Here is a 25,879-nt window from a genome sequence, read left to right as displayed (position 1 = left end):
TCAAGGAAACACCATGACCGAATTTACACATGATTACGTCCGCATCGACGGCCAGCGCCTGCATTGCGTCATCGCGGGTACCGGCAACGGCAAACCCGTGCTGCTGATCCCCGGCTGGCCGCAAACCTGGTATGCGTGGCGCCACGTGATGGCGGCGCTGGCCGCGAATGGCTATCAGGCCATCGCCATTGACCCGCCCGGCAGCGGCCACTCCAGCCGCCCGGCCGGCGGCTACGACACGGGCGCCGTGGCGGCCACCCTGCACCGCGCCATGCTGGCCCTGGGCCACGCGCAGTACGACGTGGTCGGCCACGACATCGGCATGTGGGTCGGCTATGCGCTGGCCAGCGATTTCCCGCAGGCCGTGACGAAACTGGCGCTGACGGAAGCCGTGATTCCCGGCCTGGCTCCCGCGCCGCCGATTTTTGTCGCGCCGTCGGACAATATCTTCCTGTGGCACTTCATGTTCAACCAGGTGCTCGATTTGCCGGAGATGCTCACGGCGGGCAAGGAGCGCGAGTACATCCGCTTCATCTTCGACCGCTGGTCGTACCGCCGCGACAAGGTGGCCGTCGACGTGTATGCGGACGCCTACGCCACGCCAGGCGCCCTGCGCGCCGGTTTCGCCTACTACCGCGCCATCCCCGAAACCATCCGGCAAAATCTGGAACGGGCCAAGCGCAGCCTGGCCATGCCCGTGCTGGCCATCGGTGCCGACCATGCGACCAACGACGCGCCCCTGCTGACCATGCAGGGCAAGGCAGACAATTTGCAAGGCGCCATCGTCGCCGAATGCGGCCACTTCATCATGGAAGAACAGCCGGAAGCGTTCATCGCCCACCTGCTGCCCTTCCTGGCGGGAGAACCAGCGTGAGTCTCGACCCGCTGATCGCCGCCTGGCTGGAAGAAACAAAAGATGCGCCGCCGCCCGCCTCGCTGGCAGACCTGCGCGCATCCACGGAAACGGGCTTGCGCCAGCTGCACGGGCCACTGGAAGACGTCAGCTCGATCAGGGATTACGTACTGCCCGGCGAGCATGCGCTGGCCGTGCGCGCCTACGTGCCGGCCGGCGCGCAGGCGGGCCAGCCCTTGCCGGCCATCGTCTTTGCGCATGGGGGAGGATGGTGTCTGTGCTCGCTGGACCTGTACGACAATCCGTGCCGCGCGCTGGCCAACGCCACCGGCTGCGTGATCTTTTCCGTCGACTACCGGCTGGCGCCCGAGCACAAGTTCCCCGTGCCACTGAACGACTTTTACCGGGCCTTGTGCTGGGTCGCCGAACATGCGGCGGCGCTCGGCATCGATGCGCGGCGGCTGGCGGTGGGCGGCGACAGCGCGGGTGGCAACCTGGCGGCAGCCGCCGCCCTGATGGCGCGCGACCAGGCCGGCCCCGCGCTGGCGCACCAGCTGCTGCTGTACCCGGCGCTCGATTTTGCCTTCGATACGCCGTCCTACCAGCGCCATGCGGAAGGCTTTTCGCTGACCCGCGAGGCCATGCGTTTTTGCTGGTCGGCCTACCTGAATGAACCGGCCGACGGCATGCAGCCTTACGCGGCGCCCCTTCGGGCAAGTACGCTGAAGGACTTGCCACCGGCGACCGTGCTGGTATGCGAGTACGACCCGCTGCATGACGAGGGGATTACGTATGCACAGCGGCTGCGCGATGCCGGAGTGGCGGCCGAGTGCGTGCAGCTTGACGGCATGATCCATGCGGCTATGCACATGCTGGGCCTGACGCCAGCGGCGCGGGGATTGTTTGACGTGGCGGGCCAGGCGATGAAAAAAGCACTGGCAATGTAAGAAAATCAGCCGCCGGGGATGGCTCCACGGCGGCGCTTTTCATTATTCCACCAGCTTGCGCACCTCGATGCCGTTCAGCCACTTCACATGGCGCGGCCCCGTACGGATATCCTTGGCCGAGATCAGCGCGATCTCGCCATCGTTGTCGTCGAGGGCCTTGCCATTTTTTTCGTAGTAGACGATGACGCCCTCGCCAGCCGGAGAGTTATACAGCTCGCCCCAGGAAAACACTACCGCGTAGCCATCGGTAGCCGTGGCGATGATGGCGAGCTTCTTGACATCGTTATGGCCAGGTGCGTCGAGCACCGCCTTGTCGAGGATGTCGCGCAGGCGCACGCCTTTGTAACTGGTGATGGTCTCGGCCTTGTCGCCGTTATGGCGCGTGACGGCAATCTCTCCGCCATTGGCCGGCGGCAGCTGGCGCAGGTCAGCCACCTTCAGGGTCAACGGCGTTTCCACCATGCCCGTGACGGTCAGCGCGTGGCTCATGTTGTCGCGCGCCGGCGCCGGGTCGGCCCACGCGGGCGCCGTTGCCAGCAGTGCGGCCGAAGCCAGGCCAAGGAATATTTTCTTCAACATGCTGTGTCCTTTCATGGAACAATCAAAAAATCAGAACTGGTATTGCGCATTGGCCAGCCACGTGCGGCCCGCGCTGGGGAAGCCGTCGGACAGCGCATAATTGCGATCACCCAGGTTCGCCACGCCCGCTTCCAGGGTCAATGCCGGCAAGGGGCGGTAGACGGCCTTCAGGTTCAGCGTGGTAAAACCACCGAGTTCCAGGGTGTTCGAGACCCAGCGCCCGCTGTTCGATTCCGCGATGGCCACCACGTCGACCTGGCGCGCCGCGTGCAGCACGGCATGCGCCGTCAGCTTGTGGCGCGGCACGTCCGTCAGGCGGATGGCGCGATCGCTGACGTTCTTCATGTCCGTGTACGTGTAGTTGCCGCCCCAGTCCAGCCAGGCCCCGGCGCTGCCGCGCAAGCCCAGTTCCACGCCACTGATATGCGCCCTGCCCGCGTTGCGCATCTGCGAACGCACGCCCGAGACGTTCGCCACGCTCTGGATCTTGTCCTTCACGTCGCTGTAGAACAGCGCCGCTTCCAGGCTGGTGCCCTGCAGGTTCCCTTGATATCCCAGCTCATAGTTCATCGCCTCCTCCGCGCGCAAGGCCGGGTTTTCAATATACGTGCCCAGACGCTGCGAGTAGCGGTCCTTCAGGGTCGGCAGGCGCGACTTGCGCGCCACCGTGGCATACACCTTCGCCTCGGGATGCAATTGATGGAACAGGCCCGCCTGCAAATCGGTGGCCGATTGATTCTCCGGCAAGGTGTAGGCATTGCCGGCGCTGTAGACGGTGTCGGGGTGCAGTGCATTGCGCGAGGCGCCCAGCGACAGTTGCGTCGCTGCATCGAGGGCGATGCTGTCTTCCGCGCCCAGGGTCCACAAGGCATCCTTGTACCAGGTGGTGCGCACGCCTTTGCCATCGCGTTCCTGGTGTTCATCGGCCTTGTAGCTGGCCACGAACCGCAGGCTGTGCGCGGCCAGGCGGAACGATTCAAGTTCCACCGCGCCGCCATTCGTGCGGTCGTTATAGATGCTGCGCCCACCGCTGACGCTGCCCTGGCCGCTGGTTTTCAGGGTCGTGTAGCTGCCGTTCGTGTAGGACGTGATTTCATTGTCGTAGCTGTCGTGGTACAGGCGCAGTTTCAAACGCTCGGCCTCGCCCAGGCGCGTCTGCGAGACGAAATACACGCTTTCCTTGTTCCAGTACGGCCATTGCCAGTAGCGCGCGCCGACGGGATTCGTCGATGGCGGCTGGCCCTTTTCGCCATGCTGCTTGTAGTAGCTGAGTGCATATTCGTCGCCCGCATGCGCGCCATCGGGCGTGTAGCCCACCTTGAGCGACAGCTTGTGGTCCTTGCGATACGCATTGTTGCGCATGCCGCCGTCTTCCGTGGCAGTCGGGCGGAAGTCCGACGACATGGGAAAGCCGTCGCTGTCGATATACGACACGCCCGCCTGCAGATACCACAGGCCCTGGTTCGTGCCCACGTTGGCCGATACCTGGCGCTCGCTGCCCGAACCGAATCCCACGGACACATCGCCTTCCGTCAAAGCGGTCGGCTTGCGCGACACCAGGTTGATGGCGCCGCCCAGGGTGTTGGCGCCGTAGGCCACGGAGCTGTAGCCCTTGGCCACCTGGATGGCGGCCAGGTCGCTTGTGGTGAAGCGGTTGAAATCGACGTAGCCGTCGTACGGCACGTAGACGGGAATGCCGTCGATGTACAGCGGCACCTGGCGCGCATCGAAGCCGCGGATGGCGATGGTTTTTTCGTTGCGCGAATTGGTCGACAACGACACGCCGGACAGCAAATTGAGGGCGTCGCCCACGTTGTCGCGGTTAAAGCGGCGCATCTCGGCACGGCTCACTTGCGAACCCACCTGCTGTTCCATCTGCCCCGCCTGCTCGCGCTGGCCGACCACCGTCACCGTGCCCAGCACGAACGGCGCCGCCGCATCGACATCTTCCATGCCGGCGGCCTGCTGCGCCAGCGCCAGCAGCACGGCGCCCGCCATTACCTGTTTCACCATCGTCATCTTGTTCTCTTTCGTTATATATCGCTTTATATAGCGGTATACAAAAAAATACAAAAATCGGCCACTCGTGCAGCGGCCGCCATCAACAGCGCAATATACAGACGTATATAGCGATGTTCAAGCAGCAAGGCCGAAAACCGCTGCGCAGGTCAATTTTCCAGGTATTTTTCATGCACCGCAGCATTTCGCTGTGCGAACGAATGTTTCACAAAACGGTTGACACGTACAATTTGGCTAGGCAAACTGATTTCCAGGGAGCCTGAAAATGAATGCAAATATGACAAATATTCAGACCGCAGCAGATCCGGAACTCATCGTCTTCAGCGACGACGAGGAAGGCAAGGACCGCCAGTTCGTCAACGCGCTGGCGCGCGGGCTGGAAGTGCTGCGCTGCTTCCGTCCCGGCGAAATCTATCTGTCGAACGCGGACATGGCCAAGCGCACGGGCATCCCGAAACCGACGATCTCTCGCCTCACCTATACCCTCACCAAACTCGGCTACCTGAACTACTCGGACAGCCTGGGCAAGTACCAGCTGGGCGCCGGCGTGCTGGCCCTCGGTTACCGCATGCTGTCGAACCTCGACGTGCGCAAGTTGGCCCGCCCGCTGATGGAGGAACTGGCCGAACATGCGCAGGCGTCCGTGTCGCTGGGCACGCGCGACCGCCTCAGCATGGTCTACGTGGAAACGTGCCGCAGCAGCGCCAATGTCACCCTGCGCCTCGACGTCGGCTCGCGCATTCCCCTGATGACGACGGCCATGGGCAAGGCCCTGCTGTGCATCCTGCCGCAGGCCGAACGCGACTACCTGATGGACCATGCGCGCGTGCACGAGACGGAACGCTGGCCGCGCATCAAGGCCGGCATCGAACAAGGCTTCAAGGATTACCAGGACCGGGGCTTTTGCATCTCGGCCGGCGAGTGGCAGAACGACGTGCACGCCGTGGGCGTGCCCATGCTGGGCGCGGATGGCGAGCAGGTGATGGCATTCAATTGCGGCGGTCCCGCCTTTTTGCTGTCGCGCGAAAAACTCGAGTCCGACCTGGGACCGCGCCTGGTCGCCCTCGTCAAGACAGTGGAAAAAAACCTGGGACGCGGTTAGACTGCGCGCCCCCTCTCAACATCGCCTACGAGGACCCTGATGATACGCGACGAAGAAACCCTCAACATCCTGCTCGACAGCATCGCCCGCTTCGTGCGCGAAGTGCTGGTGCCGAACGAGGCGCTGGTGGCCGAAACGGACACGATACCGCCCGCCATCGTGGCGCAGATGCGCGAACTGGGCCTGTTCGGCCTGTCGATTCCGGAAGCGTACGGCGGGCTGGAACTGAGCATGGAAGAGGAAGTGCGCGTCGCGTTTGAAATCGCCCGCACCTCGCCCGCCTTCCGCTCGCTGATCGGCACCAACAATGGCATCGGCTCGCAAGGCATCGTCATCGACGGTACGGAAGCGCAAAAACAATACTACCTGCCCAAGCTGGCCGCCGGCGAGATCATCGGCTCGTTCGCCCTGACGGAAGCGGGATCGGGTTCCGATGCGGCCTCGCTGCGCACGACGGCCGTGCGCGATGGCGACTTTTATATCCTCAACGGCAGCAAGCGCTATATCACCAACGCGCCCGAAGCGAGCATTTTCACCGTCATGGCCCGCACGGACCCCGTCAAGCGCGGTGCCTCGGCCATTTCAGCCTTCATCGTGGAAAGGGATACGCCGGGCCTCTCGCTGGGCAAGATCGATAAAAAAATGGGCCAGCAAGGCGCGCATACCTGCGACGTCATCTTTGAAAATTGCCGCGTACCGGCCGCGAACATCATCGGCGGCAAGGAAGGCGTGGGGTTTAAAACCGCCATGAAAGTGCTCGACAAGGGACGCCTGCACATCGCCGCCGTCTGCGTGGGCGCAGCCGAACGCATGCTGGCCGACGCGCTGGCCTACGCCATGGAGCGCCAGCAGTTCGGCCAGCCGATCGCCGAATTCCAGCTGATCCAGGCCATGCTGGCCGACAGCAAGGCGGAAATTTATGCGGCGCGCAGCATGGTGCTCGACGCGGCGCGCCGGCGCGACAACAAGGAAGACATCTCGACGGAAGCGTCATGCTGCAAGCTGTTCGCCTCCGAAATGTGCGGCCGCGTGGCCGACCGCTCCGTGCAAATCCACGGCGGCGCCGGCTACATCAGCGAATACGCGGCCGAGCGCTTCTACCGCGACGTGCGCCTGTTCCGCATCTATGAGGGCACGACGCAGATCCAGCAGATCGTCATCGCCCGCAACATGATCAAGGCAGCGCAAAAGTGACGGCGACCGCGATGGACATCCCTGCCCTGCTGGCCGGCTTGCCGGCGCGCCTGTCGGCCATCCCCGCCTACTGGGCCGCGCGCGCGCCTGACGCGCCGGCGCTGCATGAAGGTGGCCGCCACTGGACCTACGCCCAGCTGCAGCACAGTGTGGAAAGTGCAGCGCAGCTGCTGCGCCAGCTCGACGTGCGCGCCGGCGACCGCCTGATGGTGGTGGGCGAAAACAGCGCACTGCAGGTGGCGCTGATCTTTGCCTGCGCCAGCATCGATGCGTGGATCGTCAACGTCAATGCGCGGCTGTCGGCGCGCGAGATCGACAGCATCGCAGGCCACTGCTCGGCGCGGCGCGTGCTGTTCCTGGCCGGCGCCTCCCCGGAAGCGGCCGCGCATGCGGCACGTCTGGGCGCGGCCAGCGCCACGGTCGACGGCATGGGTGAGCTGCTGGCGGGAGCATTGAATGCAGCGTCCATTCCGGAAGCCTGCGTGCCCGACAACGAACAGGTGGCCGCGCTGATCTACACGACGGGCACGACGGGACAATCGAAAGGCGTGATGCTCACGCACCGCAACCTGCTGTTCATCGCCGCCGTGTCCAGCACCCTGCGTGGCTTGACGCGCAGCGACCGCGCCTACGGCGTGCTGCCGATTTCGCACGTGTACGGCCTGGCCTCGGTGGCCCTGGGCAGCCTGCATGCGGGCGCCGCGCTGTACCTGGTGCCGCGCTTTACCGTCGACGGCCTGCTGGCCGCATTGAAAGACGATGAGTTGACCATCGTGCAGGGCGTGCCCGCCATGTACGCCAAGCTGCTGCAAACCCTGGGCGGCGCGGAGACTCCCCTGCCGACGCGGCTGCGCTTTGCGTATGCGGGCGGCTCGCCGCTGGCGCCGTCGCTCAAGCACGAGGTGGAAAAGCTGCTGGGCACCGCGCTGCACAATGGCTACGGCATGACGGAAAGCGCGCCCACCATCAGCCAGACGCGCCTGGATGCGCCGCGCCGCGACGATTCCGTCGGCATGCCGATCCCGGGCGTGGAAGTGCGCGTGGTGGACGTGGCCGGCCTGGACGTGGCGGCGGGCGAGCCGGGAGAATTGTGGATACGCGGGCCGAACATCATGGCTGGCTATTACCGCGAACCGGCCATGACGGCGGCCACCATGCGCGACGGCGGCTGGCTCAACACGGGCGACATGGCGCGCCAGGACCCGGACGGCGCCCTCTTCATCGTGGGCCGCACCAAGGAATTGATCATCCGCTCCGGCTTCAATGTATATCCGCTGGAAGTGGAAACGGCGCTCAACGCCCATCCCTGCGTGGTGCAGTCGGCAGTGGTCGGGCGAACGCTGGCCGATGGCAACGAGGATGTCATCGCCTATGTGGAGCTGGACCCGCGCCAGCCCGCCAGCGTGGCACAATTGCAGGCCTGGCTGGCGCAAACGCTGTCGCCCTATAAATGCCCGTCCGCCATCATCGTCATGGAAGCGCTGCCGGCCGCCGCCACGGGCAAGATTTTAAAAGGGCAGCTGCGGCAAATGGCGCAGAATGCCCGGTAAGTTAACCATGTAGTACCAGACCCGACAATAACACCAAGCCACATCACCGGAGGAGACACGATGAAACTCACCTACACACGCATCGCCATGGCAGCGCTGGTTGCCAGCGCCTGGATGACGCAGGCCAGCGCCGACGAATTCCTGGTCGGCGCGGAAATCCCGCTGACGGGCAACCTGGCGCGCGTCGGCGCCGGCATGCAGGAAGGGATCATGGTCGCGGCCGAAGTCTTCAACAAGACCAACGGCAAGCACACGATCAAGATCATCACCGTCGACGACGAATCGGCGCCCGCCAAGGCCATCGCCGCCGTGGAAAAGCTGGCCAGCCAGGGCGTGGTGGCCATCACGGGCGGCTATGGCTCGAACAATATTTCGCCCGCCTCGGACACGGCCAATAAGCTGGGCCTCGTCTACATCACCTCGGGCGGCGTGGACGACAGCCTGGTGGCCAGCGGACGCAAGAATTTTTTCCGCATCAATAACACGGCCGGCTACGAAAAAGCCATGCTGGGATTGCTGCAGGACGTGGGCGCCAAGTCCGTCTCCATCGTGTATTCGACCAAGGACGCCACCACAGGCCTGGCGAAAGACGTGGAAAAGGCCCTGGCGGCCAAGGGCGTGAAAGTGACGACGCATTCGTTCGACCCGGCCATTACGGACTTCAAGCCCATCATCAACAAGATCAAGCTGCAGGATAAATCGGAAGTCGTGGCCATGGTCGGCTACGAAAACGATTACGTGGGCATCATCCGCGCCGCGCGCGTCCTGAAACCGAAGATCAAGGCCATGGTGGGCGTGTGGTCGCTGGCCACGCCGAAGATGGCAACCGACTTCCCCGACCTGATGCCGAATGTGTTCGGCACGGCCCTGCTGCCCTTCCCCACGGAATTCAAGACGGCCGACGGCAAGGCTTTCAGCGACGCCTACAAGCAGCTGTACAAGAAGGAGCCCGACTACCTGGGCCAGTTCGGCTATGTGCAATCGATGCTGCTGTTCGAAGCGATCGCGCGCGCGGCCGACAAGGGCACGCTCAAGAAAGGCGGCGTGGCCGACGAGATGCGCAAGACGGACCGCGACACCCTGATCGGCCGCGTGCAGTTTGCCGCCAATGGCGACAACCTGAACTTCGTGCACCGCATGGCGCAGCACCAGGACAAGAAGGTGGTGATCGTCTGGCCGAAGGAGCACGCGACGGGCAAGCTGGCCTATCCGGCCCTGCCCTGGTAGGCAGCCTCCCGCTGCACACGCGCGCGCCTGCCGGGCGCGCACCGATGAACGGCAGTCCTGGTGCATCTTTGGCGATGCGCCAGGGCTGCCTGACGGGATGACGACATGACGGAATTAATCTTGCAAGCCCTGTATTCAGGCTTGCTGCAGGGCGGCTCCTACGCCCTGATCGCACTGGGACTGGCGCTGGTCTTCGGCACCATGAAAGTGATCAACCTGGCGCACGGCGAACTGGTGCTGCTGGCCGCCTACATCGCCTACAGCGTCGAATCTGGCCTGGGCCTGGGGCCCATGTTCGCCATCCCCATCGCGCTGGTGATCGTCAGCCTCACGTCCGTGGGCGTGTACCTGATCGTCAGCCGCATCAAGAAAGACCGCGAAATCAATTCGCTGATCCTCACCTACGGCATCGGCGTAATACTCACTAATTTCATTTTGCTGGTATGGAAGGCGGACATCCGCTCGACCTCGTCGAGCTGGCTGCAGGAAGGGTTTGAAATCGGCCCATTTTTCAGCATGCGCAGCGAAGTGATTTTCTTTGGCGTCAGCCTGGTGCTGATGGCGGCCCTGTGGCGCTGGCTGTCGACGAGCTGGTATGGCCGCGCCGTGCGCGCCGTCTCCAGCAACCGCGACGCGGCCAAGCTGATGGGCATCGACCCGGGCCGCACGGAACTGGTGTCCTTTCTGGTCGCCGGCATCCTGGCTGCGTTTGCCGGCGTGGCCCTGTTCAGCTATGGCGTGATCCAGCCCGCCTACGGCGGCGCGCTGACGGTGAAAGCCTTCATCATCACGGTATTGGCCGGCATCGGCTCGATTCCCGGCGTGCTGCTGGCTGCCGTGCTGCTGGGCGTGGCCGAAGCGCTGACCGTCACCCTGGCCAGCTCCGCGCTGCAGGAATTGTCCGGCATGGTGCTGTTCCTGCTGGTGCTGTTCATCATGCCGAACGGCTTGTTCGGCGCACAACGGAGGCGCGGATGAAGCGCTCAACTGTCCTTTCCACGGCGGGCATGCTGCTGGCCGCCTACGTCGCCGTGCCGCTGGCCCTGGGCGCCAACCAGTACGTGATGAGCATGGTGGTGGCGGCCCTGATCATCGGCGGCGTGGCCATGTCCTGGGCCCTGCTGGGGAACCTGGGCGGCATGGTCAGCTTCGGCCATGCGGCCTTCTTCGGCGTGGGCGCATATGTCTCCGCGCTGGCCACCGTGAAACTGGGCCTGCCCGTGTTTGCCGCCATGCTGCTCGGTGGCGCGGGCGCGGCCATCGCCGCCGTCATCATGCTGCCCGTGCTGCGGCTGCGCGGGCCATATTTTGCGCTGGCCATCCTCGCCTATGCGCACATCTTCCGCATCCTGGCCACGGAATGGAGCTCGGTGACGGGCGGCGCCGGCGGCATCAACAATATTCCCGCCCTGCCCACCGTCTTCGGTTTTGATCTGGCCAGCAAGACGGGCGCCTACCTGGTCGTGCTGACCCTGGTGGTGGCATGCGCCTTGGCCTACAGCCGCATCCGCGCCAGCCATTACGGCATCGCCCTGCGCGCCATGCACGACAGCGAAGACGCCACGCGCGTCGTCGGCGTCAACAGCACCTTGCTCAAAGGCGCGATGCTGCTCGTGTCAGCCTTCATGGCGGGCCTGTTCGGCGCATTCAACGCCCATTACATCAACTTCCTGGAGCCCGACTACGCCTTCAATAGTCTGTGGGTGACCTTGCCCATCGTGGCGGCCATCTTCGGCGGCTACCGCACGATACTCGGCCCCGTGCTGGGCGCCGTGGTGGTCTACCTGGTCGACCAGCTGATTTTCAAGTCGCTGATCCCCACTGGCCACCAGCTGGTGCTGGGCGTGCTGCTGGTGGCGATGATCGTCTTCAGTCCGAACGGCTTGCTGCCGCTGCTGCAAAAATGGCTGAAAAAAGCGCTGGTCAAGGAGAAAGCGAAGGAGAAATCACATGCTTGAACTCGATAATGTGTCCGTGCGCTTCGGCGGCCTGACGGCCGTCGATTCCGTCACCTTGAACGTGGGCAGCCACGACGTGATCGGCCTCGTGGGCGCGAACGGCGCCGGCAAGACCACCCTGTTCAATGCCATTTCCGGGCTCGTACGCCCCACCAGCGGCGGCATCCGCTTCGAAGGGCGCGACATCATGGCCACGCCCATGTACCAGCGCGCGCGCCTGGGGCTGGGCCGCACCTTCCAGATTCCGCAACCGATGCATGAACTGACGGTGCGCGAAAATCTGATCGTGGCACAGCGCTTCGGCACTGGCAAGGTGGACATGCGCAAGATCGATGAAATCCTCGATTTTACGAGCCTGCTTGACAAGGCCGGGCGCGATGCGGCCAGCGAACTGGCGCTGACGGAATTGAAGGCGCTGGAAGTGGCCAAGGCGCTGGCGACGAACCCGAAACTGCTGCTGCTCGATGAAGTGCTGGCCGGCCTGGAAACGAACGGCAAGCGCCGTTTCATGGGCATGCTGAAGGACTTGCACGCGGCCTTTGGCGTGGGCATCGTCATGATCGAGCACGACATCGAAACCATCAGCAATCTGTGCCAGCGCGTGGCCGTGCTCAATTTTGGCCAGCTGATCGCCGATGGCACGCCCGATGCCGTCTTCCGCGATCCGGCCGTGATCGAAAGTTATACGGGAGCAGCCCATGCTTGAGATAGAAAACCTGCGCGCCGGCTATGGCGCCATCAATGTGCTGTGGGATGTGTCGCTGTCCATCCAGAAGGGCAAGCTGACCACCATCATCGGCCCGAACGGCGCCGGCAAGACCACGCTGCTGCGCGCCATCATGGGGTTGCTGCCCGTCGGTGCGGGCAGCATCGCGCTCGATGGCACTCCCATCAACGGCACGCCGACGTGGAAGATGAGCGATGCGAGGGTGACGATGATCCCCGAGGGGCGCATGACGTTTCGCGACATGAGCGTGGAAGAAAACCTGATCATGGGCGCGTTTCCGAAAGAGCACCGCCGCCACATGCCGGCGCGCCTGGCCGAGGCCTACGCCATGTTCCCGCGCCTGCACGAGCGGCGCCGCCAGCTGGCCGGGTCACTCTCGGGTGGCGAGGCGCAGATGCTGGCCATGGCGCGCGGCCTGATGTCGGACCCGTCGCTGCTGATCATCGACGAGCCTTCGCTGGGCCTGGCGCCGCTGGTGGTCAACGAGCTGTTCGAGATCCTCGCGCGCCTGAACGACGGCAGGCGCACCATCATTCTCGTGGAACAGAATACGGCGCGCGCCGTGGGCGTGGCCGACCACGTCTACCTGATGCAAAGCGGCAAAGTGGCACTGTCGCAAAAAGCCGATGACGTCGACCTCGATCACCTGCATGAACTGTATTTTGCGCGCTGAGGGATATCCGCCGCACGCGGCTGGCATCACTCGTCGTCGTCGGCCAGTTTGCCGAACGCCAGCAGCTCACTCTTGCCCAGTCCGGTCGTCACGAAGGGATCGTCGGCAGGAAAGCGGCCGCTATCGGCCAGCATGCGCAGCTTGCTCAAGCGCTCGCCCAGCGCCAGCGCCTGCGCCTGCGGATCGGCATCGGCATCGGCATCGGCATCGACGCCCGCCTGCCCGATCGCGCGGGTCACGGACTGGGGAAATTCCCATAATTCGGCAATCCGTACCGACAAGATGCGCGCTTGCGCAAACACTTGCGCAATGAAAGCGTCCGATTGCGGAAAGACATCGGGCGCATGCATCTGGTCGATCAGCCGGAACGCCACCACCAGGCCGACATTGGCCATCAGCCCCGCGAGATAGGCATCGAAGGCGTTGGCATGCATCGTTGGCGCGACCAGGCTGGCCGCCAGTGCACATTTTTCGGACTGGCGCCAGATCAGCGGCGCCGTGCGCACGGTCAGCCCGCCGCTTTGCATGCTGACGATGGGACGGAAGGCGACGCGGGCGAGCAGCATGCGCATGCCGTTTTGCCCGAGCAGCATGATGGCGCCTTCCATGTTGCTGATCGACGGGCTGGCGTTATAGCGCGACTGGTAGCAGGGCCGGTTCGCTTCGCGGTAGACCTCGGCGACCAGCAGCACGTCCTGGGCCAGCTGGGTCGACAGCTTGGCCGCGCTCATGTTTTCATCTTGCAAGGTACGCATCAACTGCGGAATGATGGCGGGAATGCGCGGCACCAGCGCGGCGCCAGCGATCGGTTCACGGGCCAGGCGCGCCAATTCGTCCAGAATCTGCTGTTCGGTCTCGGCCGGAGCCTGCGCAGAACCCGCAGCCGCAGCCGCCAGCCAGCGGTAGTACATGGCATCGATTTCGGTGATGGTGGCTGGCTGCCGTGTCGCCTCGGGAGCCGCCGCAGTGGCTGGCGCAGGCTTGCCTTTTTCGTCGCCGCCGTTCAGTAATTTTCCTATCCAGCCCATTTTGCTATCCAAGCCCTGTATGCATCATTATCGCGAAGTTCGCTCCGTGATTCTACTTGATGACAGCAGCACTGGTGCGGCTGGCGTGAATGCTTTGTCCACCTGCCGCAACATGCTAAAGTGGCACGACATAAACCCTGCCCTGCTCGACAGGCGATCCAGCATGAACAATCCACTTGCGCACTACATCACCAGCCAGGCGTACAACAACGCCTGGGCCAACCACCGCCTGCTGAAGGCTTGCGGGCAACTGACCCAGGCCGAATTCCAGGCCACGCGCGTGAGTTTTTTCCCCACCATCCAGTTTACCCTGAACCACATCCTCACATGCGACTGGTTTTATCTCGACGCGCTCGAACGCGAGCTGCGCGGCGCAGCGCCCCACGCCGACTGCTATGTCTTCTTTGAAAAGGACGAGCCATTTACCGACTGCGCCGCGCTGCAGGCGGCGCAGCGCGCCTCGGACCTGCGCCTGATCGCCCATTGCCGCAGCCTGTGCGATGCAGACCTGGCGCGGCCCGTGACGATCCTGCGCGACAATCCGCAAATCGACACGCGCCAGCGCCTGCTGGCGCATGTGTTCCAGCACCAGATCCACCACCGGGGGCAAGTGCATGCCATGCTGGCGGGCACGCGCATCGAAGCGCCCCAGCTCGACGAATTCTATTGCGCTGGCGAAGCGGGCGAGCGGGCGCAGGATTTCCTGGAACTGGGCTGGACGGAAGACGACGTCTGGGGCCCGCGCTGAATCATTCTTCGGCGTGGCAGCAGACGCAAAGCTTGTTGCCGTCGAGGTCGCGGAAGTAGGCGCCATAATAACTGGCGTGATAATGGGGCCGCAAGCCGGGTGGCCCCTCGCACACGGCGCCCAGCGCCAGCGCGGCCTGGTAGCTGCGGTCCACCTGGGCGCGGCTGGCTGCCAGCCAGGCCGTCATCTGGCCATTGCCTGGCGTCGCCGGCAAGCCGTCGTGGGGCGCCGTCAGCACGAACAGGGGGCGCGGCGCCTGCTGCGCCATCCAGCCCGCCCAGGGCTTGGCCGGATCATGAAATTTCTCGATCAAATCGAGTTCTCCCAGCAGGGCCGTGTAGAAGGCGTAGGCGCGGGGAAAGTCGTTGGTGCCGAGGCAGAGATGGGACAGCATGCTGCTCCTTCATGAATTCAAGCATGTGCGGCGAAATGCGCCAGCTGATTATAATGGCGTATCGCTTTCCGACACGATTCCATGCCAGACCTCGACCGCCTTCAGTTGCTCCCACCCTCCAGCGCCGACCTTCCTGCCTTGCTGGCCTTCGAACTGGACAACCGGGCGTATTTTGAAAGCTGGGTCACGGCGCGCGCACCGTCCTATTACCACCAGGAAGCCATCGCCGCCGCCATTGAGCAGGCGCAGCGCGAGCGCCAGCAAGACCTCGCTTACCAGTACCTGGCCAAGCTGGACGGACAAATCATCGGCAGGGTCAACCTGACGGCCGTCACGCGCCCCTACTTCAACAAGGCGACGCTCGGTTATCGCATCGGCGAACGGTTCGGCGGACGCGGCTACGCCACGCGCGTGGTCGCCCTGTTGCTGGAAGAGGCGTTCGGCACACTGGAACTGTGGCGCGTGGAAGCGACAGCGCGGCCGCAAAACCTGGGGTCGATCGCCGTCATGCAGCGCAACGGCTTTCACCAATATGGCCACTCGGAAAAAGCCATGCGCTTCCAGGATGCCTGGTCGGATCTGCTGTACTTTGAACGGCGCAAGGAACACGCTGACGCCTGAAAAAACCGAACGAACGCTCTATTTATCCGCCGAGCCTCCCCTGGATGTTGTAAAATAGGCAAATATGGCACGGCATCAGCCGTGCCGCTTGCAAGCCTTTCGCGCATGCGGATGCACTCACATTCAGGGAAAAACCATGAGTCATACAGACAAAAAAGCCTACCTCGTCGGCGGCGGCATCGGCTCGCTGGCCGCGGCCGCCTTCATGATCCGCGACGGCGGCATGCAAGGCAGCAACATCACCATCTTCGAAACATCGCCCGTGACGGGCGGCAGCCTCGATGGCGGCGGCAATGCCGAGGATGGCTATACCTTGCGCGGCGGGCGCATGCTGACCACCGACAATTACGAGTGCACCTGGGACCTGTTCAAGAGCATCCCCTCGCTCGAACATGCGGGCCAGAGCGTCTACGATGAAACCATCGCCTTCAACGAACGGCACCTTCCCCACTCGCGCGCGCGCCTGGTCGACCGCAACCGCTTCAAGGTCGACGTCAGCAGCATGGGCTTTTCCATGCAGGACAGGCTGGAACTGCTGAAGCTGACGGAAGCCGATGAAGACACGCTGGGCAGCAGCGCCATCACGGACTGGCTCTCGCCCGAATTTTTCGACACCAAGTTCTGGTATATGTGGGCCACCACGTTTGCCTTCCAGCCCTGGCACAGCGCCGTCGAGTTCAAGCGCTACCTGCACCGCTTCATGATGGAGTTTTCGCGCATCGAAACCCTGGCCGGCGTCAAGCGCACCGTCTACAACCAGTACGACTCGCTGGTGCGCCCGCTGGTCGCGTGGCTGCAGGAGCAAGGCGTCAACATCATCATGGATTGCACGGTGACCGATATCGAGGTCCAGGAACCCGAAGGCCGCCTGACTGCCACCGCCCTGCACTGCCAGCGACGCGGCCTGGCCGACGTGATTCCCGTCGCCGCCGGCGACCTGGTGTTTTTCCAGAACGCCTCGATGACGGATGCCGCCAGCTACGGCAGCATGCACGGCGCACCGGCCAAGCGCACGAAAAACGACAGCCAAGGCTGGCTGCTGTGGGAAAAACTGGCCGAAGGCCGCCCGGCGCTGGGCCGTCCAGCCGCCTTCAACAGCAGCATCCCCGAATCGTACTGGGCCTCGTACACGGTCACCCTGAAAGACAGCGCCTTCTTTGACCGGATGGAGCAATTCACGGGCAACAGCGCCGGCACGGGCGGCCTCGTCACCTTCAAGGACAGCAACTGGTTCATGTCCATCGTGCTGGCGCACCAGCCCCATTTCGCCGGCCAGCCCGAGGGCGTGCAAGTATTCTGGGGCTATGCGCTGCACCCTGACCGCATCGGCAACTTCGTCGCCAAGCCCATGTCCGAATGCAGCGGCGAAGACATCCTGCGCGAGCTGTGCGGCCACCTGAACTTCGACCTCGACATCATGGCCACGGCCAACTGCATTCCCTGCCGCATGCCCTACATCACCAGCATGTTCATGCCCCGCGCAAAGAGCGACCGGCCGTTGCCCGTGCCGGCCAACTCCGTCAACCTGGCCTTCGTCAGCCAGTTCGTGGAGCTCGCCGACGATGTCGTCTTCACCGTGGAATACTCGGTGCGCGCGGCGCAGACGGCCGTCTACCAGTTGCTCGGCGTGCAGCGCGCAGTGCCGGCCATCCAGGCGCACGACAAGTCGCTGAAGGTCAAGCTCGATGCCGTCATCAAGGCCTTCAAATAAGCGCATTTCCCGGCGTCAACGCAGTTTTTGTGCTGTCGGCCGCGCCTTTGTCGCAGCGCAAAGCACGGCGATATTGGACTGATAACGTCAGGATTCGGGAATTTCCCCTATCTTGCCGAGTCCAACATGAAACTGCGGCTACGCCTGTTCGAACATGTGCTGCTGGTGCTGGCATTGGCCGTTGTCATCTTTGCCGCCGCCATCGTGCTGGCACGCATGACGCAGTGGGCGGAAGCGCGGGAACTGCCCCTCTATCTCGTACAGGGCATGCATCTGGTGGGCAAGGTGCTGTTTTTCCTCGATGGCTGCATCGTCATTGCCGTCAGCAGCATCCTGGCCGCCCGGCTGTTCCGCCTGCTCACCAAGGAGGATGTATGAACCACCTTCACTACCTGTTCACGCTCAGGCATCCGCGCCGCTTCTGGTGCAGCGCCCTCGTCATCGCCGTGGCCTCGGCCATCGTGCTGGGCCCCTGGATCGACAACCTTCCATGGCTGGTGGCGATCCCCCTCGTGGCCGGCGGCTTGCTGGTGGCGCTGGGCGAGCTGTGGGATGAGATGCACGGCAAGCACCTGCGGAACGGCGACGACGACGCGCAAGCACCTTGCCGGCATCCCTGAAACAGGCATCGTGATGCTTGCACGCAACAACGGCCACGCCATCGGCCGCGCATGCGCTTGATTTAAGACTCGCTTCAGCCTCGCCGTGCATCGTGCATAGGGCGCCAGCAGCAATGGCGCCTCCCTCACCATCACGGGCACTGCCCAGCGAAAGAGCCAAGATGACAACATGGATGCGCGCCAACAAAGGTTTTTTGATGTTTCTGCTGCTGTTCGGCGTGTTCCGCACGGCCGTGGCGGACTGGAATCCGATACCGTCGGCGTCGATGCGGCCCAACCTGCTCGAAGGCGACGTGGTCTTCGTCAACCGCCTCGCCTTCAACCTGAAAGTGCCGCTCACCGATATCGTGCTGCAACGCCTGGGCGACCCGCAGCGGGGAGACATCGTCACCTTTTCTTCGCCGAAAGACGGCACGCGATTGATCAAGCGCATCATCGCCCTGCCCGGCGACACGGTGGAAATGCGCAATGAACAGCTGGTCATCAATGGCCAGCCCGCCCGCTACACGGCGCTCGACACGGCGCCCGAAACCATCGCCCACGTGGGCCAGCTGACGGCGCAGCGCATCAGCGAACGCAACGCGACCGAGCAGCACCGCATCCAGGTCTTGCCGGAAATCGCGGGCGCGGCCCGCAGCTTTGCCCCCGTGACGGTGCCGGCCGACCACTTCATGATGCTGGGCGATAACCGCGACAACAGCGCCGACTCGCGCTACTTCGGCTTCGTGCCACGCGCATTGCTGATCGGCAAGGCCGAGCGCATCCTCGTCTCGGCCAACATCCAGGAGCATTGGCAGCCGCGGCTGCAGCGTTTCGGCATGAAGCTGGAGTAAACACTGCCCTTGCAACGGCGCCATGCTTTTCGGTTAGCATGGCGCATCATGCAAAATTTTTCCTCAGCCAGCCAGCAGTCCGCCAGCGACGATGCCGCCCTGGAACAGCTGGCGCAATTCCTGCAGCGCCATCCCGACGTGCTGCTGCTGACGGGCGCCGGCATCAGCACGGCGTCCGGCATACCCGACTACCGCGACACGGAAGGCGTGCGGCGCGGCAACGCGCCCGTGCAAGGCCCCGATTTTCGCCGCCAGGAAGCCGTACGCCGCCGCTACTGGGCGCGCAGCATGGTGGGCTGGCCCACCCTGGCGCGCGCCATGCCCAATCCCGGTCACCTGGCCATCGCGCATCTGGCGCAGCGCCAGCACATCGGCGGCCTGGTCACGCAAAACGTGGATGGCTTGCATCAGCAAGCCGGCAGCACCGCCGTCACGGAGTTGCACGGCAGCATACATGGCGTCGTATGCCTCGATTGCCGCGCCCGCCATACGCGCCGCCTGATCCAGGCCCAGCTCGAACGCGACAATCCGCAACTGCTGGGCGCCACGGCCACGCCGGCGCCCGATGGCGACGCCTTGCTGGAGCCATCGCAGCTGGCCACATTCCACGTGCCCGTCTGTCCCCGCTGCGGCGGCACCGTGCAACCCGACGTGGTGTTTTTCGGCGACGGCGTGCCCGCCGCCTGCGCGGCCGAAGCGGAAAGCAAGATGCAGGCGGCCAGCGCCCTGCTGGTGGTGGGCTCGTCCGTCATGGTGTATTCCAGCTTTCGCCTGTGCCGCATGGCGGCCGAAACGGGCAAGCCCGTGGCCGCCATCAACCTGGGCAAGACGCGCGCCGACCATTTGCTGGCCTTCAAGACCGAAGCGCCGGCACAGGACATCTTGCCAGCATTAGCGGCCATGCTGGACTGATCCCGCCTCAGCGTTGCGCCGCTCTGGCTATACTGTGAGATTAACGAGGAGAATTCATGCTGGAACTGTTGAGTGAACACGCCTGTTTTGGCGGCGTACAACGCTTTTATCGCCACGACGCGCAAGCGATCGGCTTGCCCATGCGTTTCTCGGCCTTCATTCCCGATACGCCGCCAGGCGCCACGGCCAGCACCAAGCGCCCCGCCCTGTTTTACCTGGCGGGCCTGACGTGCACGGAAGAAACGTTCATGATCAAGGGCGGCGCGCAGCGCGTGGCGGCCGAGGAAGGCCTGATCCTGATCGCGCCCGACACCAGCCCCCGTGGCGCGAACATTGCGGGCGAAAGCGACTCCTGGGATTTCGGCGCGGGCGCCGGCTTTTACGTCGACGCCACCGAGGCGCCGTGGCGCAGCCATTACCGGATGTACAGCTACATCCTGGAACTGCGCGCCCTGCTGGAACAGGACCTGGCGATCGATGCGCAGCGCACGGGCATTTTCGGCCACTCGATGGGCGGCCACGGCGCGCTGGTGCTGGCCTTGCGCAATCCTGAGCTGTTCCGTTCCGTGTCCGCCTTCGCGCCCATCGCCGCACCGAGCCAGTGTCCGTGGGGCAAAAAAGCCTTCACGGGCTATCTGGGCAACGATGCAGCCAGCTGGCAGCAATACGACGCCAGCGCACTGATGCGCGGCCGGCAAGACCAGCCGCCGCTGTTCCCACAAGGCATTTTGATCGACCAGGGCCTGGCCGACAAGTTCCTGCCCGAGCAACTGCACCCCGACATCTTCGAAGCGGCGTGCCGCGACGCCGGCCAGCCATTACGACTGCGCCGCCATGCCGGCTATGACCACGGCTATTACTTCATCGCCAGCTTCATGGAAGAGCATGTGCGCTTCCATGCACGCAACTTGCGCGCCATCGGCTGAGTAGAAGCTACCGAGGCATTTTTTTGATGTTATTATTGCCATAATTTTGTTGATTTCTTAGTTGCCAGAATGCATCCGTCCTGACCCCTGCAATACTAATTCCGTAACAGAATTTGTGCATTTTTTGTACACGCTTTCAAAACAAAATTTGCGCATTTTTTGTGTACGAAGTCGGTATTGCATCACTTCAGGAGAATAAAATAGCAATCTACCAACGTAATGGGCTTTGGCACTGGTGCACCATGGTCGATGGTGTAACGCTTACCGTGCATGATGCGACGGCCTGCATCTGGGTCTGGTGAAATACGTGCTGGCAAGTCATGCGCCATAAACCTGTCGATGACAGATTGCTTTGTCACGAAAGTCTGGTGCTTGGCATCGTGTGGAAGCCAGACGGCTTCATAGGTAGCCGCGAAGGCAGAAGAAAAGAGCTGTGCCAAGTCTGACCTTGAAGCCGCACGCAATGAAATTTACGCCATTGCACATCGCATGGGCTAGCCGCTGAAAGACCTGATCGGCAATGGCAACATCAAGAAGTCAACCGGCAAAGTAGCCGTACAATACCGCAAGACGCATCGCAGGAATGGACTGGCCGTGGTCGTCAGCCGAACTGGGTAAAAGCTATGGTTGCTGCTGGCGTGGACTTGTCGGCAGCACGCGTTAACTGATTTAGCAGTGGGAGAACCCAGTGGCCGTTAATGAAGCAGACGATGATTGGTCCGATGAAGATCGGCAGCACTTGGCAGAACAGGCCGTGCGCCACGCAGAAAGGCTACGCCTTTATACAAGTCTTGAGTCTCGGTTGGGTATTCCCAACGGATTCATTGAAAATCTCGATTCTGAGAAAGATGACTGGGCCTACATCGTAAAAACTGCTGTGCTTTGCGAGGCAGCGGTAACACATGCGCTTGTTAGCACAGTTGCGGATGAAGAAAATCGTAGCGTCTGGTATGACCACTTTAGCGATCTTCCAAATGGCAAGCGGTTAGAGTTAGCGGTTAAACTGCGCGTGATTTCCAAAGGTGTCAAAGATCAGCTTAACGCCGTTGCACAGTTCCGTAATTCATTTGCTCATGAGGTGAGTAATCTCGGCGGCTCACTATCCAATTTCTTTGAACAATGTTCTCCCGATAGGAAACGGGAGCTAGCATCAAAGTTACTCGGCATCACACACACCAACGATCAAGACTGGCGGTTTTACATCAATAACACGCGATTGCTGATCGCAGTTGGCCTCGTAACAGCGATCAAGGCACTTGCCGCTATCGGTTTAGACACCAACGATGCAGCAGAACTGGAACGCCATTGGGAGCTAGCCGATGTTTATCAAGGCGTTCCAAATCCGGTACAGGAGTAGCAAAATCAGTAGACCACGACATTACCACCAACCCATGATGATGGTTTCCTGGCTGGTACTTGGTGTTGGTTTTAATACCAGTATCTTAGAAAATAGCCCGTGAAAAACTACACCTGGGGCTACTCACTAGGTGCTATTAATCAGGTACGTCAAGTTCAACACCGACTCTCGATTGGCAGTAGGCCCAGGTGGAAGGAAAGAACCAATTATTTTACCGGCACAGTCGAGCGACATGGTGAGTGAAATTCTTGAGTGATGCCACCCACCACCCAGCAACTAAGCAACACAGAATGTCGCGAATCAACAATTCACGGACAAGGAACCAAGTGGACTTTAAGAACCATAACGACTACGACATTTTCCAGCGAGATATTCGCTACAAACAACGGTATGTTCATACTGGTCCTGTAGTCGAGTTCCTTAAGGCGCTGAAAACGACTCTACCGGAAAGAACGCGGAGTTTATCAAAAGGAAATCTCCTTTGCCGGGCACAGATAGGGTTCGCAGAAGAGAATTTAGACGGCGAATCTATCATCAGAGGATTTAGCGAGCAGAGAATGAAGCCGAACCGTGACTATTGTGGCGAGGGTCGCGCAAATCCTCGTGGCATACCCTACCTCTACCTTTCAAACGATTTAGACACGTGTATGGCGGAGCTTAGGCCGCAACGGGCAGAAATGCTCTCGGTAGCGCAGTTTGAGATACAACGCAACTTGAAAATAGTTGATTGTTTTTCAACAAAACAGGAATTTTGGAATGTGGAACTTATTTTCAATCCCCCGACTACGCAGGAAGGGATTCGGAATGCGATTTGGTGGCAGATCAATCAGGCATTTAGCCGCCCTGTTTCTCGCGGCGACACGAGTTCAAGTTACATTCCAACACAAGTTCTGGTTGAATTCTTTTTAGATAATGGGCTCGATGGCGTATGCTTCAAAAGCGGTCTTGGGAAAGGACTTAATTTCGTATTGTTTGACTTAGCTGCAGCAGATCTTATCAACTGCGGAGTGTATAGCGTCGATTCTGTGAATTACGAATTCAGTGAATGTGCAAACAGGTACTTTCGGAAAAGTAATTAGCCCAGCCGCTTACCGCGATAATTTACTTGATGCCACCTACCACCCAGCAGCTACGTAGCACTGCATGTCATTTTCGGGATCAAGGTTTGGGGATTTATTCATGGGCGTGTCGAGAATGTGAATAAGTGTAGGAACATCATAGAAATCAACAGCTTACGTGATCGCGTGTCGCATTGCCCAAACCTGCGTTATACCTTGTGTATTGTTAGGGTCTGGAATACATCAAAGTAATCAAGCACTTACATGACGACCTGCTGTCGTGTACAAATAATGCACGAAACACTTCTAGTTCCGGCACTAGAACGTCAAGCACTTAGCTGTTGTTCAATACACTACAGCAAGGTATGCTGAGTAGCAACACGTCATGCGGCGTCACCAGTCACGTCAATCCCCATGATTCGACACAGGGTAACTGAGTGTCGTCGAGTCGATTTAGTGACTGTTGCTCTTATGCAATGTGGGCAGCGTAGCCTCAGGTATGATGAAATTACAAACATAATTTGCGATGACCTATTTAAGCGGCAGACAACTCAGGTACAGTAATTAACAAAGGCAAAGATGGCACGCATTCACCTATTCGTTGATACCAATGTATTTTTGACTTTCTATTCATATACTAAAGACGATCTTGGTCAGCTTAAGAAGTTGATTGAGAACTTAGGCGATGACAGGATTCAACTTCATCTCCCGCAACAAGTACTCAACGAGTTGGAACGCAATCGGGAACCTAAGTTAAAAGCGTCGGCCGATCAATTCAAAAAAAGAAAGCTTCCCGACCTCGATCCCGCGCCACATGCAAGACAACCCCCACGCTGCAATCTATTCTGCTGCGGTGGACTCAGCTCTTAAGGCGCGAAACTTAATGATTAATCAAGCGGCAACGGAGGCTTCAAGTCATACGCTTTCGGCGGATAAGGTACTTAGTGAGCTGATTGGAAAAGCAAATGTTTATGCGGAAGATGATGTAATTTTTCAACGCGCCATATCACGTATGCAAAAGGGAAATCCTCCAGGTAAATCTGGGAGCGTAGGTGACCAATACAACTGGGAATACCTACTCCAAAACGTGCCGAATGAAGACCTACACATCGTTTCTAAAGACAGCGACTACGTATCAGGAATGAATACGGGACGTGCTCACCCCTTTTTAGAAAAGGAATGGAGCAGAAAAAAGAATGCATGCCTGTATCTTTATAGTGAGTTGCGCCCATTTATCGACAAGTATCTAATTTCTCTCGAAAGCGAAGCCGCATTAATCGCTGAGCAAGTACATCAAACTGCATCCTCCATCGAACACCTGGCACCTGCCCCTTCTGATCAAAACCGAGAGATTGAAGAGTCGAACATGGCGGTCCAGACTATGACTATGGAATCCGTTATTGCGGAAAAAAATAGCGCAATAACCGACCTAATCGATAGCATGGCGTTCACATCCACGCATTCCGCGATAGCCAAACTCGAAGAATTACGCGCCACGCTCAGCAAAGACGATGTTGAATTACTTTTTACCGCTGCACTCAACAACAACCAGATCGCATGGATTGCTTCCGACAGCGATGTATTTGCATTCTTCACTGCACTACTGAATGAACACTACGATATTAAACCAGAACTTTCCTTGGCTGTGGCAGAACTCTTCGGACTGACACGAGATGAGGAAGATATGGACCCTCGTGACTAATGGTGTCAATACACCAGCCCAAAATAGTAAACATCAGCACTCGTGCTTCCAATTATAAATTATCAAATGACAAACTTACCAGACGCGCCGTTTTCAGCCAGAAATAGAGGCGCACATAGACAGATCGATTTGGATTTTCCTATAACCGCAAAAATTGGATTATCACATCTTTTACTAGATCTTATTAATCGAGACTTTATTTCTAATTGGACAACCGTAGCGAACGAGCTTCAACGTATTGCTCGAATTCCACCCATTGAGTACGAAACATCAAAAGTCGCCAGTTACCAGCTAGCAAAAAAACACGCTCAAGAGGCACTTGGGGTATTGCACTGGGACAAGACATACGACTTCTGTGAGCGTCTTTATAGTTACCTAGCTAAGGAAATCGGATATAACCAATATGATGAATACCATGTAGTAACCTCAAAATCTGAGGTTCAGGCGTTCATTGCAAGTGGACTTCAGCGATTGTTTGCAGAAGAAGAATTAGCATTCGAATTTAAAGACGGCCTCGTTCTTCGGCGTGGCCGGAGACATACCGTTGATATTACTACTAGAGCACAAGTTGTTCTCGGAGATTCGCGATTACTAGGGGCTCGTAAGCACTACGACAAGGCAATGAAATTCTTTCGTGAGCGCACGAACCCTGATTATGAAAATTGCGTAAAGGAAGCTGTTTGTGCGGTTGAAGCTGCTGGAAAAGCTTTATTCCCTACCGCGAAAGCCACAACGCTTGGAGATCTAGCCAAATGGTTGGGCAATACAAAAGAAGTCACTGTCCCAAAGACGCTTGCACAAATAACCACAGCTATCTACGCTTATCGCAGCGGTGGCCAGGGCGTCGGCCATGGTGGAGCTGAAGGTGGTGCTGCAACAGCCGAGGTCGCGGAATACGTGTTAGCCGTTTGCGCTTCTCAGATCATTTACTTCGTTGACGTATCTAATCCGCCCGAAAGCGATGTGGTTTTTTAAACATTACCCACCAATAAAATCATCAAGAAATATGTCGAATTATTTTTATTTATCGACAAGTTCTTGCCGGATCAACTGCACCCCGATGTGTTCGAAGCGGCGTACCGCTGCGCCGGCCAGCCTTTAGAGCTGAGCTGCGCCCGTCATGCGAAGAACTTGCGCGCC

Annotated in this window: 29 protein-coding genes and 1 pseudogene; 25 read left to right on the top strand and 5 right to left on the bottom strand. The window is 60.4% G+C overall.

Annotation, left to right across the window (positions count from 1 at the left end):
* Window positions 1-13 precede the first annotated feature (13 nt).
* The gene (locus tag CLU91_RS00410) at window positions 14-874 is read left to right on the top strand and encodes an alpha/beta fold hydrolase (protein ID WP_100872505.1); all 861 of its coding nucleotides are present in this window, start codon (window positions 14-16) and stop codon (window positions 872-874) included.
* Window positions 871-1,800: an alpha/beta hydrolase gene (locus tag CLU91_RS00405; RefSeq protein WP_232730567.1), complete on the top strand. Its 930-nt coding sequence runs from the start codon at window positions 871-873 to the stop codon at window positions 1,798-1,800. Before CLU91_RS00410 ends, CLU91_RS00405 begins: the two co-directional genes overlap by 4 nt.
* A 42-nt stretch (window positions 1,801-1,842) precedes the next feature.
* Here the strand turns inward: CLU91_RS00405 and CLU91_RS00400 are convergent, their stop codons facing one another.
* Window positions 1,843-2,379, bottom strand: coding sequence for a molybdopterin-dependent oxidoreductase (locus tag CLU91_RS00400; RefSeq protein ID WP_198521194.1), 537 nt, complete (start codon window positions 2,377-2,379; stop codon window positions 1,843-1,845).
* A gap of 30 nt (window positions 2,380-2,409) precedes the next feature.
* Window positions 2,410-4,398 (bottom strand): TonB-dependent receptor plug domain-containing protein, encoded by a 1,989-nt coding sequence (locus tag CLU91_RS00395; RefSeq protein ID WP_198521193.1) that lies wholly within the window; start codon window positions 4,396-4,398, stop codon window positions 2,410-2,412.
* Between the two features lie 277 nt (window positions 4,399-4,675).
* On the opposite strand from CLU91_RS00395, the gene CLU91_RS00390 reads away from it, so the two are divergent.
* The 8 genes from CLU91_RS00390 (at window position 4,676) to CLU91_RS00355 (ending at window position 12,829) form a co-directional block, all read left to right on the top strand.
* Window positions 4,676-5,500: an IclR family transcriptional regulator gene (locus CLU91_RS00390; protein WP_100872502.1), complete on the top strand. Its 825-nt coding sequence runs from the start codon at window positions 4,676-4,678 to the stop codon at window positions 5,498-5,500.
* A 39-nt stretch (window positions 5,501-5,539) separates the two neighbouring features.
* Window positions 5,540-6,694, top strand: a complete 1,155-nt coding sequence (locus CLU91_RS00385) for an acyl-CoA dehydrogenase family protein (RefSeq protein ID WP_100872501.1) — start codon at window positions 5,540-5,542, stop codon at window positions 6,692-6,694.
* A gap of 11 nt (window positions 6,695-6,705) precedes the next feature.
* The gene (locus CLU91_RS00380) at window positions 6,706-8,244 is read left to right on the top strand and encodes a class I adenylate-forming enzyme family protein (protein ID WP_100872500.1); all 1,539 of its coding nucleotides are present in this window, start codon (window positions 6,706-6,708) and stop codon (window positions 8,242-8,244) included.
* 60 nt (window positions 8,245-8,304) lie between these two features.
* The gene (locus CLU91_RS00375) at window positions 8,305-9,471 is read left to right on the top strand and encodes an ABC transporter substrate-binding protein (protein WP_100872499.1); all 1,167 of its coding nucleotides are present in this window, start codon (window positions 8,305-8,307) and stop codon (window positions 9,469-9,471) included.
* Between the two features lie 105 nt (window positions 9,472-9,576).
* Entirely contained in the window at window positions 9,577-10,449 is an 873-nt protein-coding gene (locus CLU91_RS00370) for a branched-chain amino acid ABC transporter permease (protein ID WP_035817692.1), read from the top strand.
* Entirely contained in the window at window positions 10,446-11,429 is a 984-nt protein-coding gene (locus tag CLU91_RS00365) for a branched-chain amino acid ABC transporter permease (protein WP_100872498.1), read from the top strand. The genes CLU91_RS00370 and CLU91_RS00365 overlap by 4 nt, the downstream gene beginning before the upstream one ends.
* Window positions 11,422-12,135 carry an ABC transporter ATP-binding protein gene (locus CLU91_RS00360; RefSeq protein WP_100872497.1) on the top strand — a complete coding sequence of 238 codons (714 nt, stop codon included), beginning with the start codon at window positions 11,422-11,424 and terminating at the stop codon, window positions 12,133-12,135. Before CLU91_RS00365 ends, CLU91_RS00360 begins: the two co-directional genes overlap by 8 nt.
* Window positions 12,128-12,829, top strand: coding sequence for an ABC transporter ATP-binding protein (locus CLU91_RS00355; protein ID WP_100872496.1), 702 nt, complete (start codon window positions 12,128-12,130; stop codon window positions 12,827-12,829). The genes CLU91_RS00360 and CLU91_RS00355 overlap by 8 nt, the downstream gene beginning before the upstream one ends.
* Window positions 12,830-12,855: 26 nt before the next feature.
* On the opposite strand, the gene CLU91_RS00350 is transcribed toward CLU91_RS00355, so the two are convergent.
* On the bottom strand, window positions 12,856-13,869 hold the full coding sequence (locus CLU91_RS00350) for an HDOD domain-containing protein (RefSeq protein WP_157814522.1): 1,014 nt from the start codon (window positions 13,867-13,869) through the stop codon (window positions 12,856-12,858).
* A 151-nt stretch (window positions 13,870-14,020) separates the two neighbouring features.
* On the opposite strand from CLU91_RS00350, the gene CLU91_RS00345 reads away from it, so the two are divergent.
* Complete coding sequence (locus tag CLU91_RS00345; protein WP_100872494.1) at window positions 14,021-14,605, top strand: DinB family protein; 585 nt, start codon at window positions 14,021-14,023, stop codon at window positions 14,603-14,605.
* A gap of 1 nt (window position 14,606) precedes the next feature.
* Here the strand turns inward: CLU91_RS00345 and CLU91_RS00340 are convergent, their stop codons facing one another.
* A complete protein-coding gene (locus tag CLU91_RS00340) occupies window positions 14,607-14,999 on the bottom strand; it encodes a VOC family protein (RefSeq protein ID WP_100872493.1) in 393 nt (130 codons plus the stop codon).
* Window positions 15,000-15,080: 81 nt separating this feature from the next.
* Here CLU91_RS00340 and CLU91_RS00335 point away from each other — a divergent pair, with 81 nt between their 5' ends.
* From CLU91_RS00335 to fghA, 7 genes are all read left to right on the top strand, one after another.
* Window positions 15,081-15,620: a GNAT family N-acetyltransferase gene (locus CLU91_RS00335; protein WP_100872492.1), complete on the top strand. Its 540-nt coding sequence runs from the start codon at window positions 15,081-15,083 to the stop codon at window positions 15,618-15,620.
* 136 nt (window positions 15,621-15,756) lie between these two features.
* The gene (locus tag CLU91_RS00330) at window positions 15,757-17,331 is read left to right on the top strand and encodes an oleate hydratase (RefSeq protein WP_100872491.1); all 1,575 of its coding nucleotides are present in this window, start codon (window positions 15,757-15,759) and stop codon (window positions 17,329-17,331) included.
* 126 nt (window positions 17,332-17,457) lie between these two features.
* A complete protein-coding gene (locus tag CLU91_RS00325) occupies window positions 17,458-17,709 on the top strand; it encodes a hypothetical protein (protein ID WP_100872490.1) in 252 nt (83 codons plus the stop codon).
* The gene (locus CLU91_RS00320) at window positions 17,706-17,951 is read left to right on the top strand and encodes a hypothetical protein (protein WP_100872489.1); all 246 of its coding nucleotides are present in this window, start codon (window positions 17,706-17,708) and stop codon (window positions 17,949-17,951) included. Before CLU91_RS00325 ends, CLU91_RS00320 begins: the two co-directional genes overlap by 4 nt.
* Before the next feature lie 161 nt (window positions 17,952-18,112).
* Window positions 18,113-18,784, top strand: coding sequence for a signal peptidase I (gene lepB, locus CLU91_RS00315; protein ID WP_100872488.1), 672 nt, complete (start codon window positions 18,113-18,115; stop codon window positions 18,782-18,784).
* A 48-nt stretch (window positions 18,785-18,832) separates the two neighbouring features.
* Window positions 18,833-19,696: an NAD-dependent protein deacetylase gene (locus CLU91_RS00310; protein WP_100872487.1), complete on the top strand. Its 864-nt coding sequence runs from the start codon at window positions 18,833-18,835 to the stop codon at window positions 19,694-19,696.
* A 56-nt stretch (window positions 19,697-19,752) separates the two neighbouring features.
* Entirely contained in the window at window positions 19,753-20,622 is an 870-nt protein-coding gene (gene fghA / locus CLU91_RS00305; protein WP_100872486.1) for an S-formylglutathione hydrolase, read from the top strand.
* Window positions 20,623-20,804: 182 nt separating this feature from the next.
* On the opposite strand, the gene CLU91_RS27670 is transcribed toward fghA, so the two are convergent.
* Window positions 20,805-21,062 carry a hypothetical protein gene (locus CLU91_RS27670; RefSeq protein WP_157814521.1) on the bottom strand — a complete coding sequence of 86 codons (258 nt, stop codon included), beginning with the start codon at window positions 21,060-21,062 and terminating at the stop codon, window positions 20,805-20,807.
* A gap of 120 nt (window positions 21,063-21,182) precedes the next feature.
* Here CLU91_RS27670 and CLU91_RS28785 point away from each other — a divergent pair, with 120 nt between their 5' ends.
* The 7 genes and pseudogenes from CLU91_RS28785 to CLU91_RS28775 form a co-directional block, all read left to right on the top strand.
* A complete protein-coding gene (locus CLU91_RS28785) occupies window positions 21,183-21,290 on the top strand; it encodes an H-NS family nucleoid-associated regulatory protein (RefSeq protein WP_100876506.1) in 108 nt (35 codons plus the stop codon).
* A gap of 20 nt (window positions 21,291-21,310) precedes the next feature.
* Window positions 21,311-21,979, top strand: a complete 669-nt coding sequence (locus CLU91_RS00295; protein WP_157814520.1) for a hypothetical protein — start codon at window positions 21,311-21,313, stop codon at window positions 21,977-21,979.
* Window positions 21,980-22,305: 326 nt separating this feature from the next.
* On the top strand, window positions 22,306-23,058 hold the full coding sequence (locus CLU91_RS00290; RefSeq protein ID WP_157814519.1) for an RES family NAD+ phosphorylase: 753 nt from the start codon (window positions 22,306-22,308) through the stop codon (window positions 23,056-23,058).
* Window positions 23,059-23,616: 558 nt separating this feature from the next.
* Window positions 23,617-23,907: a PIN domain-containing protein gene (locus tag CLU91_RS28780; RefSeq protein WP_198521192.1), complete on the top strand. Its 291-nt coding sequence runs from the start codon at window positions 23,617-23,619 to the stop codon at window positions 23,905-23,907.
* Window positions 23,852-24,739 (top strand): PIN domain-containing protein, encoded by an 888-nt coding sequence (locus CLU91_RS27665; protein WP_157814518.1) that lies wholly within the window; start codon window positions 23,852-23,854, stop codon window positions 24,737-24,739. The genes CLU91_RS28780 and CLU91_RS27665 overlap by 56 nt, the downstream gene beginning before the upstream one ends.
* 66 nt (window positions 24,740-24,805) lie before the next feature.
* The gene (locus CLU91_RS27660) at window positions 24,806-25,714 is read left to right on the top strand and encodes a hypothetical protein (RefSeq protein WP_157814517.1); all 909 of its coding nucleotides are present in this window, start codon (window positions 24,806-24,808) and stop codon (window positions 25,712-25,714) included.
* Between the two features lie 54 nt (window positions 25,715-25,768).
* Window positions 25,769-25,864, top strand: a pseudogene (locus CLU91_RS28775) (S-formylglutathione hydrolase); the annotation flags it as partial.
* Window positions 25,865-25,879: the final 15 nt, after the last annotated feature.

This window comes from Janthinobacterium sp. 64, from assembly GCF_002813325.1.
Lineage (GTDB): Bacteria > Pseudomonadota > Gammaproteobacteria > Burkholderiales > Burkholderiaceae_D > Janthinobacterium.
The sequence above is the reverse complement of the archived record's forward strand: the minus strand, read 5'-3'. Positions and strand labels throughout refer to the sequence as shown.

Coding starts and splice junctions, on each gene's coding strand:
- CLU91_RS00410 (WP_100872505.1), top strand. CDS start 14: ATGACCGAATTTACACATGATTACGTCCGCATCGACGGCCAGCGCCTG.
- CLU91_RS00400 (WP_198521194.1), bottom strand. CDS start 2,379: ATGTTGAAGAAAATATTCCTTGGCCTGGCTTCGGCCGCACTGCTGGCA.
- CLU91_RS00395 (WP_198521193.1), bottom strand. CDS start 4,398: ATGACGATGGTGAAACAGGTAATGGCGGGCGCCGTGCTGCTGGCGCTG.
- CLU91_RS00390 (WP_100872502.1), top strand. CDS start 4,676: ATGACAAATATTCAGACCGCAGCAGATCCGGAACTCATCGTCTTCAGC.
- CLU91_RS00385 (WP_100872501.1), top strand. CDS start 5,540: ATGATACGCGACGAAGAAACCCTCAACATCCTGCTCGACAGCATCGCC.
- CLU91_RS00380 (WP_100872500.1), top strand. CDS start 6,706: ATGGACATCCCTGCCCTGCTGGCCGGCTTGCCGGCGCGCCTGTCGGCC.
- CLU91_RS00375 (WP_100872499.1), top strand. CDS start 8,305: ATGAAACTCACCTACACACGCATCGCCATGGCAGCGCTGGTTGCCAGC.
- CLU91_RS00370 (WP_035817692.1), top strand. CDS start 9,577: ATGACGGAATTAATCTTGCAAGCCCTGTATTCAGGCTTGCTGCAGGGC.
- CLU91_RS00365 (WP_100872498.1), top strand. CDS start 10,446: ATGAAGCGCTCAACTGTCCTTTCCACGGCGGGCATGCTGCTGGCCGCC.
- CLU91_RS00360 (WP_100872497.1), top strand. CDS start 11,422: ATGCTTGAACTCGATAATGTGTCCGTGCGCTTCGGCGGCCTGACGGCC.
- CLU91_RS00355 (WP_100872496.1), top strand. CDS start 12,128: ATGCTTGAGATAGAAAACCTGCGCGCCGGCTATGGCGCCATCAATGTG.
- CLU91_RS00345 (WP_100872494.1), top strand. CDS start 14,021: ATGAACAATCCACTTGCGCACTACATCACCAGCCAGGCGTACAACAAC.
- CLU91_RS00340 (WP_100872493.1), bottom strand. CDS start 14,999: ATGCTGTCCCATCTCTGCCTCGGCACCAACGACTTTCCCCGCGCCTAC.
- CLU91_RS00335 (WP_100872492.1), top strand. CDS start 15,081: ATGCCAGACCTCGACCGCCTTCAGTTGCTCCCACCCTCCAGCGCCGAC.
- CLU91_RS00330 (WP_100872491.1), top strand. CDS start 15,757: ATGAGTCATACAGACAAAAAAGCCTACCTCGTCGGCGGCGGCATCGGC.
- CLU91_RS00325 (WP_100872490.1), top strand. CDS start 17,458: ATGAAACTGCGGCTACGCCTGTTCGAACATGTGCTGCTGGTGCTGGCA.
- CLU91_RS00320 (WP_100872489.1), top strand. CDS start 17,706: ATGAACCACCTTCACTACCTGTTCACGCTCAGGCATCCGCGCCGCTTC.
- lepB (WP_100872488.1), top strand. CDS start 18,113: ATGACAACATGGATGCGCGCCAACAAAGGTTTTTTGATGTTTCTGCTG.
- CLU91_RS00310 (WP_100872487.1), top strand. CDS start 18,833: ATGCAAAATTTTTCCTCAGCCAGCCAGCAGTCCGCCAGCGACGATGCC.
- fghA (WP_100872486.1), top strand. CDS start 19,753: ATGCTGGAACTGTTGAGTGAACACGCCTGTTTTGGCGGCGTACAACGC.
- CLU91_RS28780 (WP_198521192.1), top strand. CDS start 23,617: ATGGCACGCATTCACCTATTCGTTGATACCAATGTATTTTTGACTTTC.
- CLU91_RS27665 (WP_157814518.1), top strand. CDS start 23,852: ATGCAAGACAACCCCCACGCTGCAATCTATTCTGCTGCGGTGGACTCA.
- CLU91_RS27660 (WP_157814517.1), top strand. CDS start 24,806: ATGACAAACTTACCAGACGCGCCGTTTTCAGCCAGAAATAGAGGCGCA.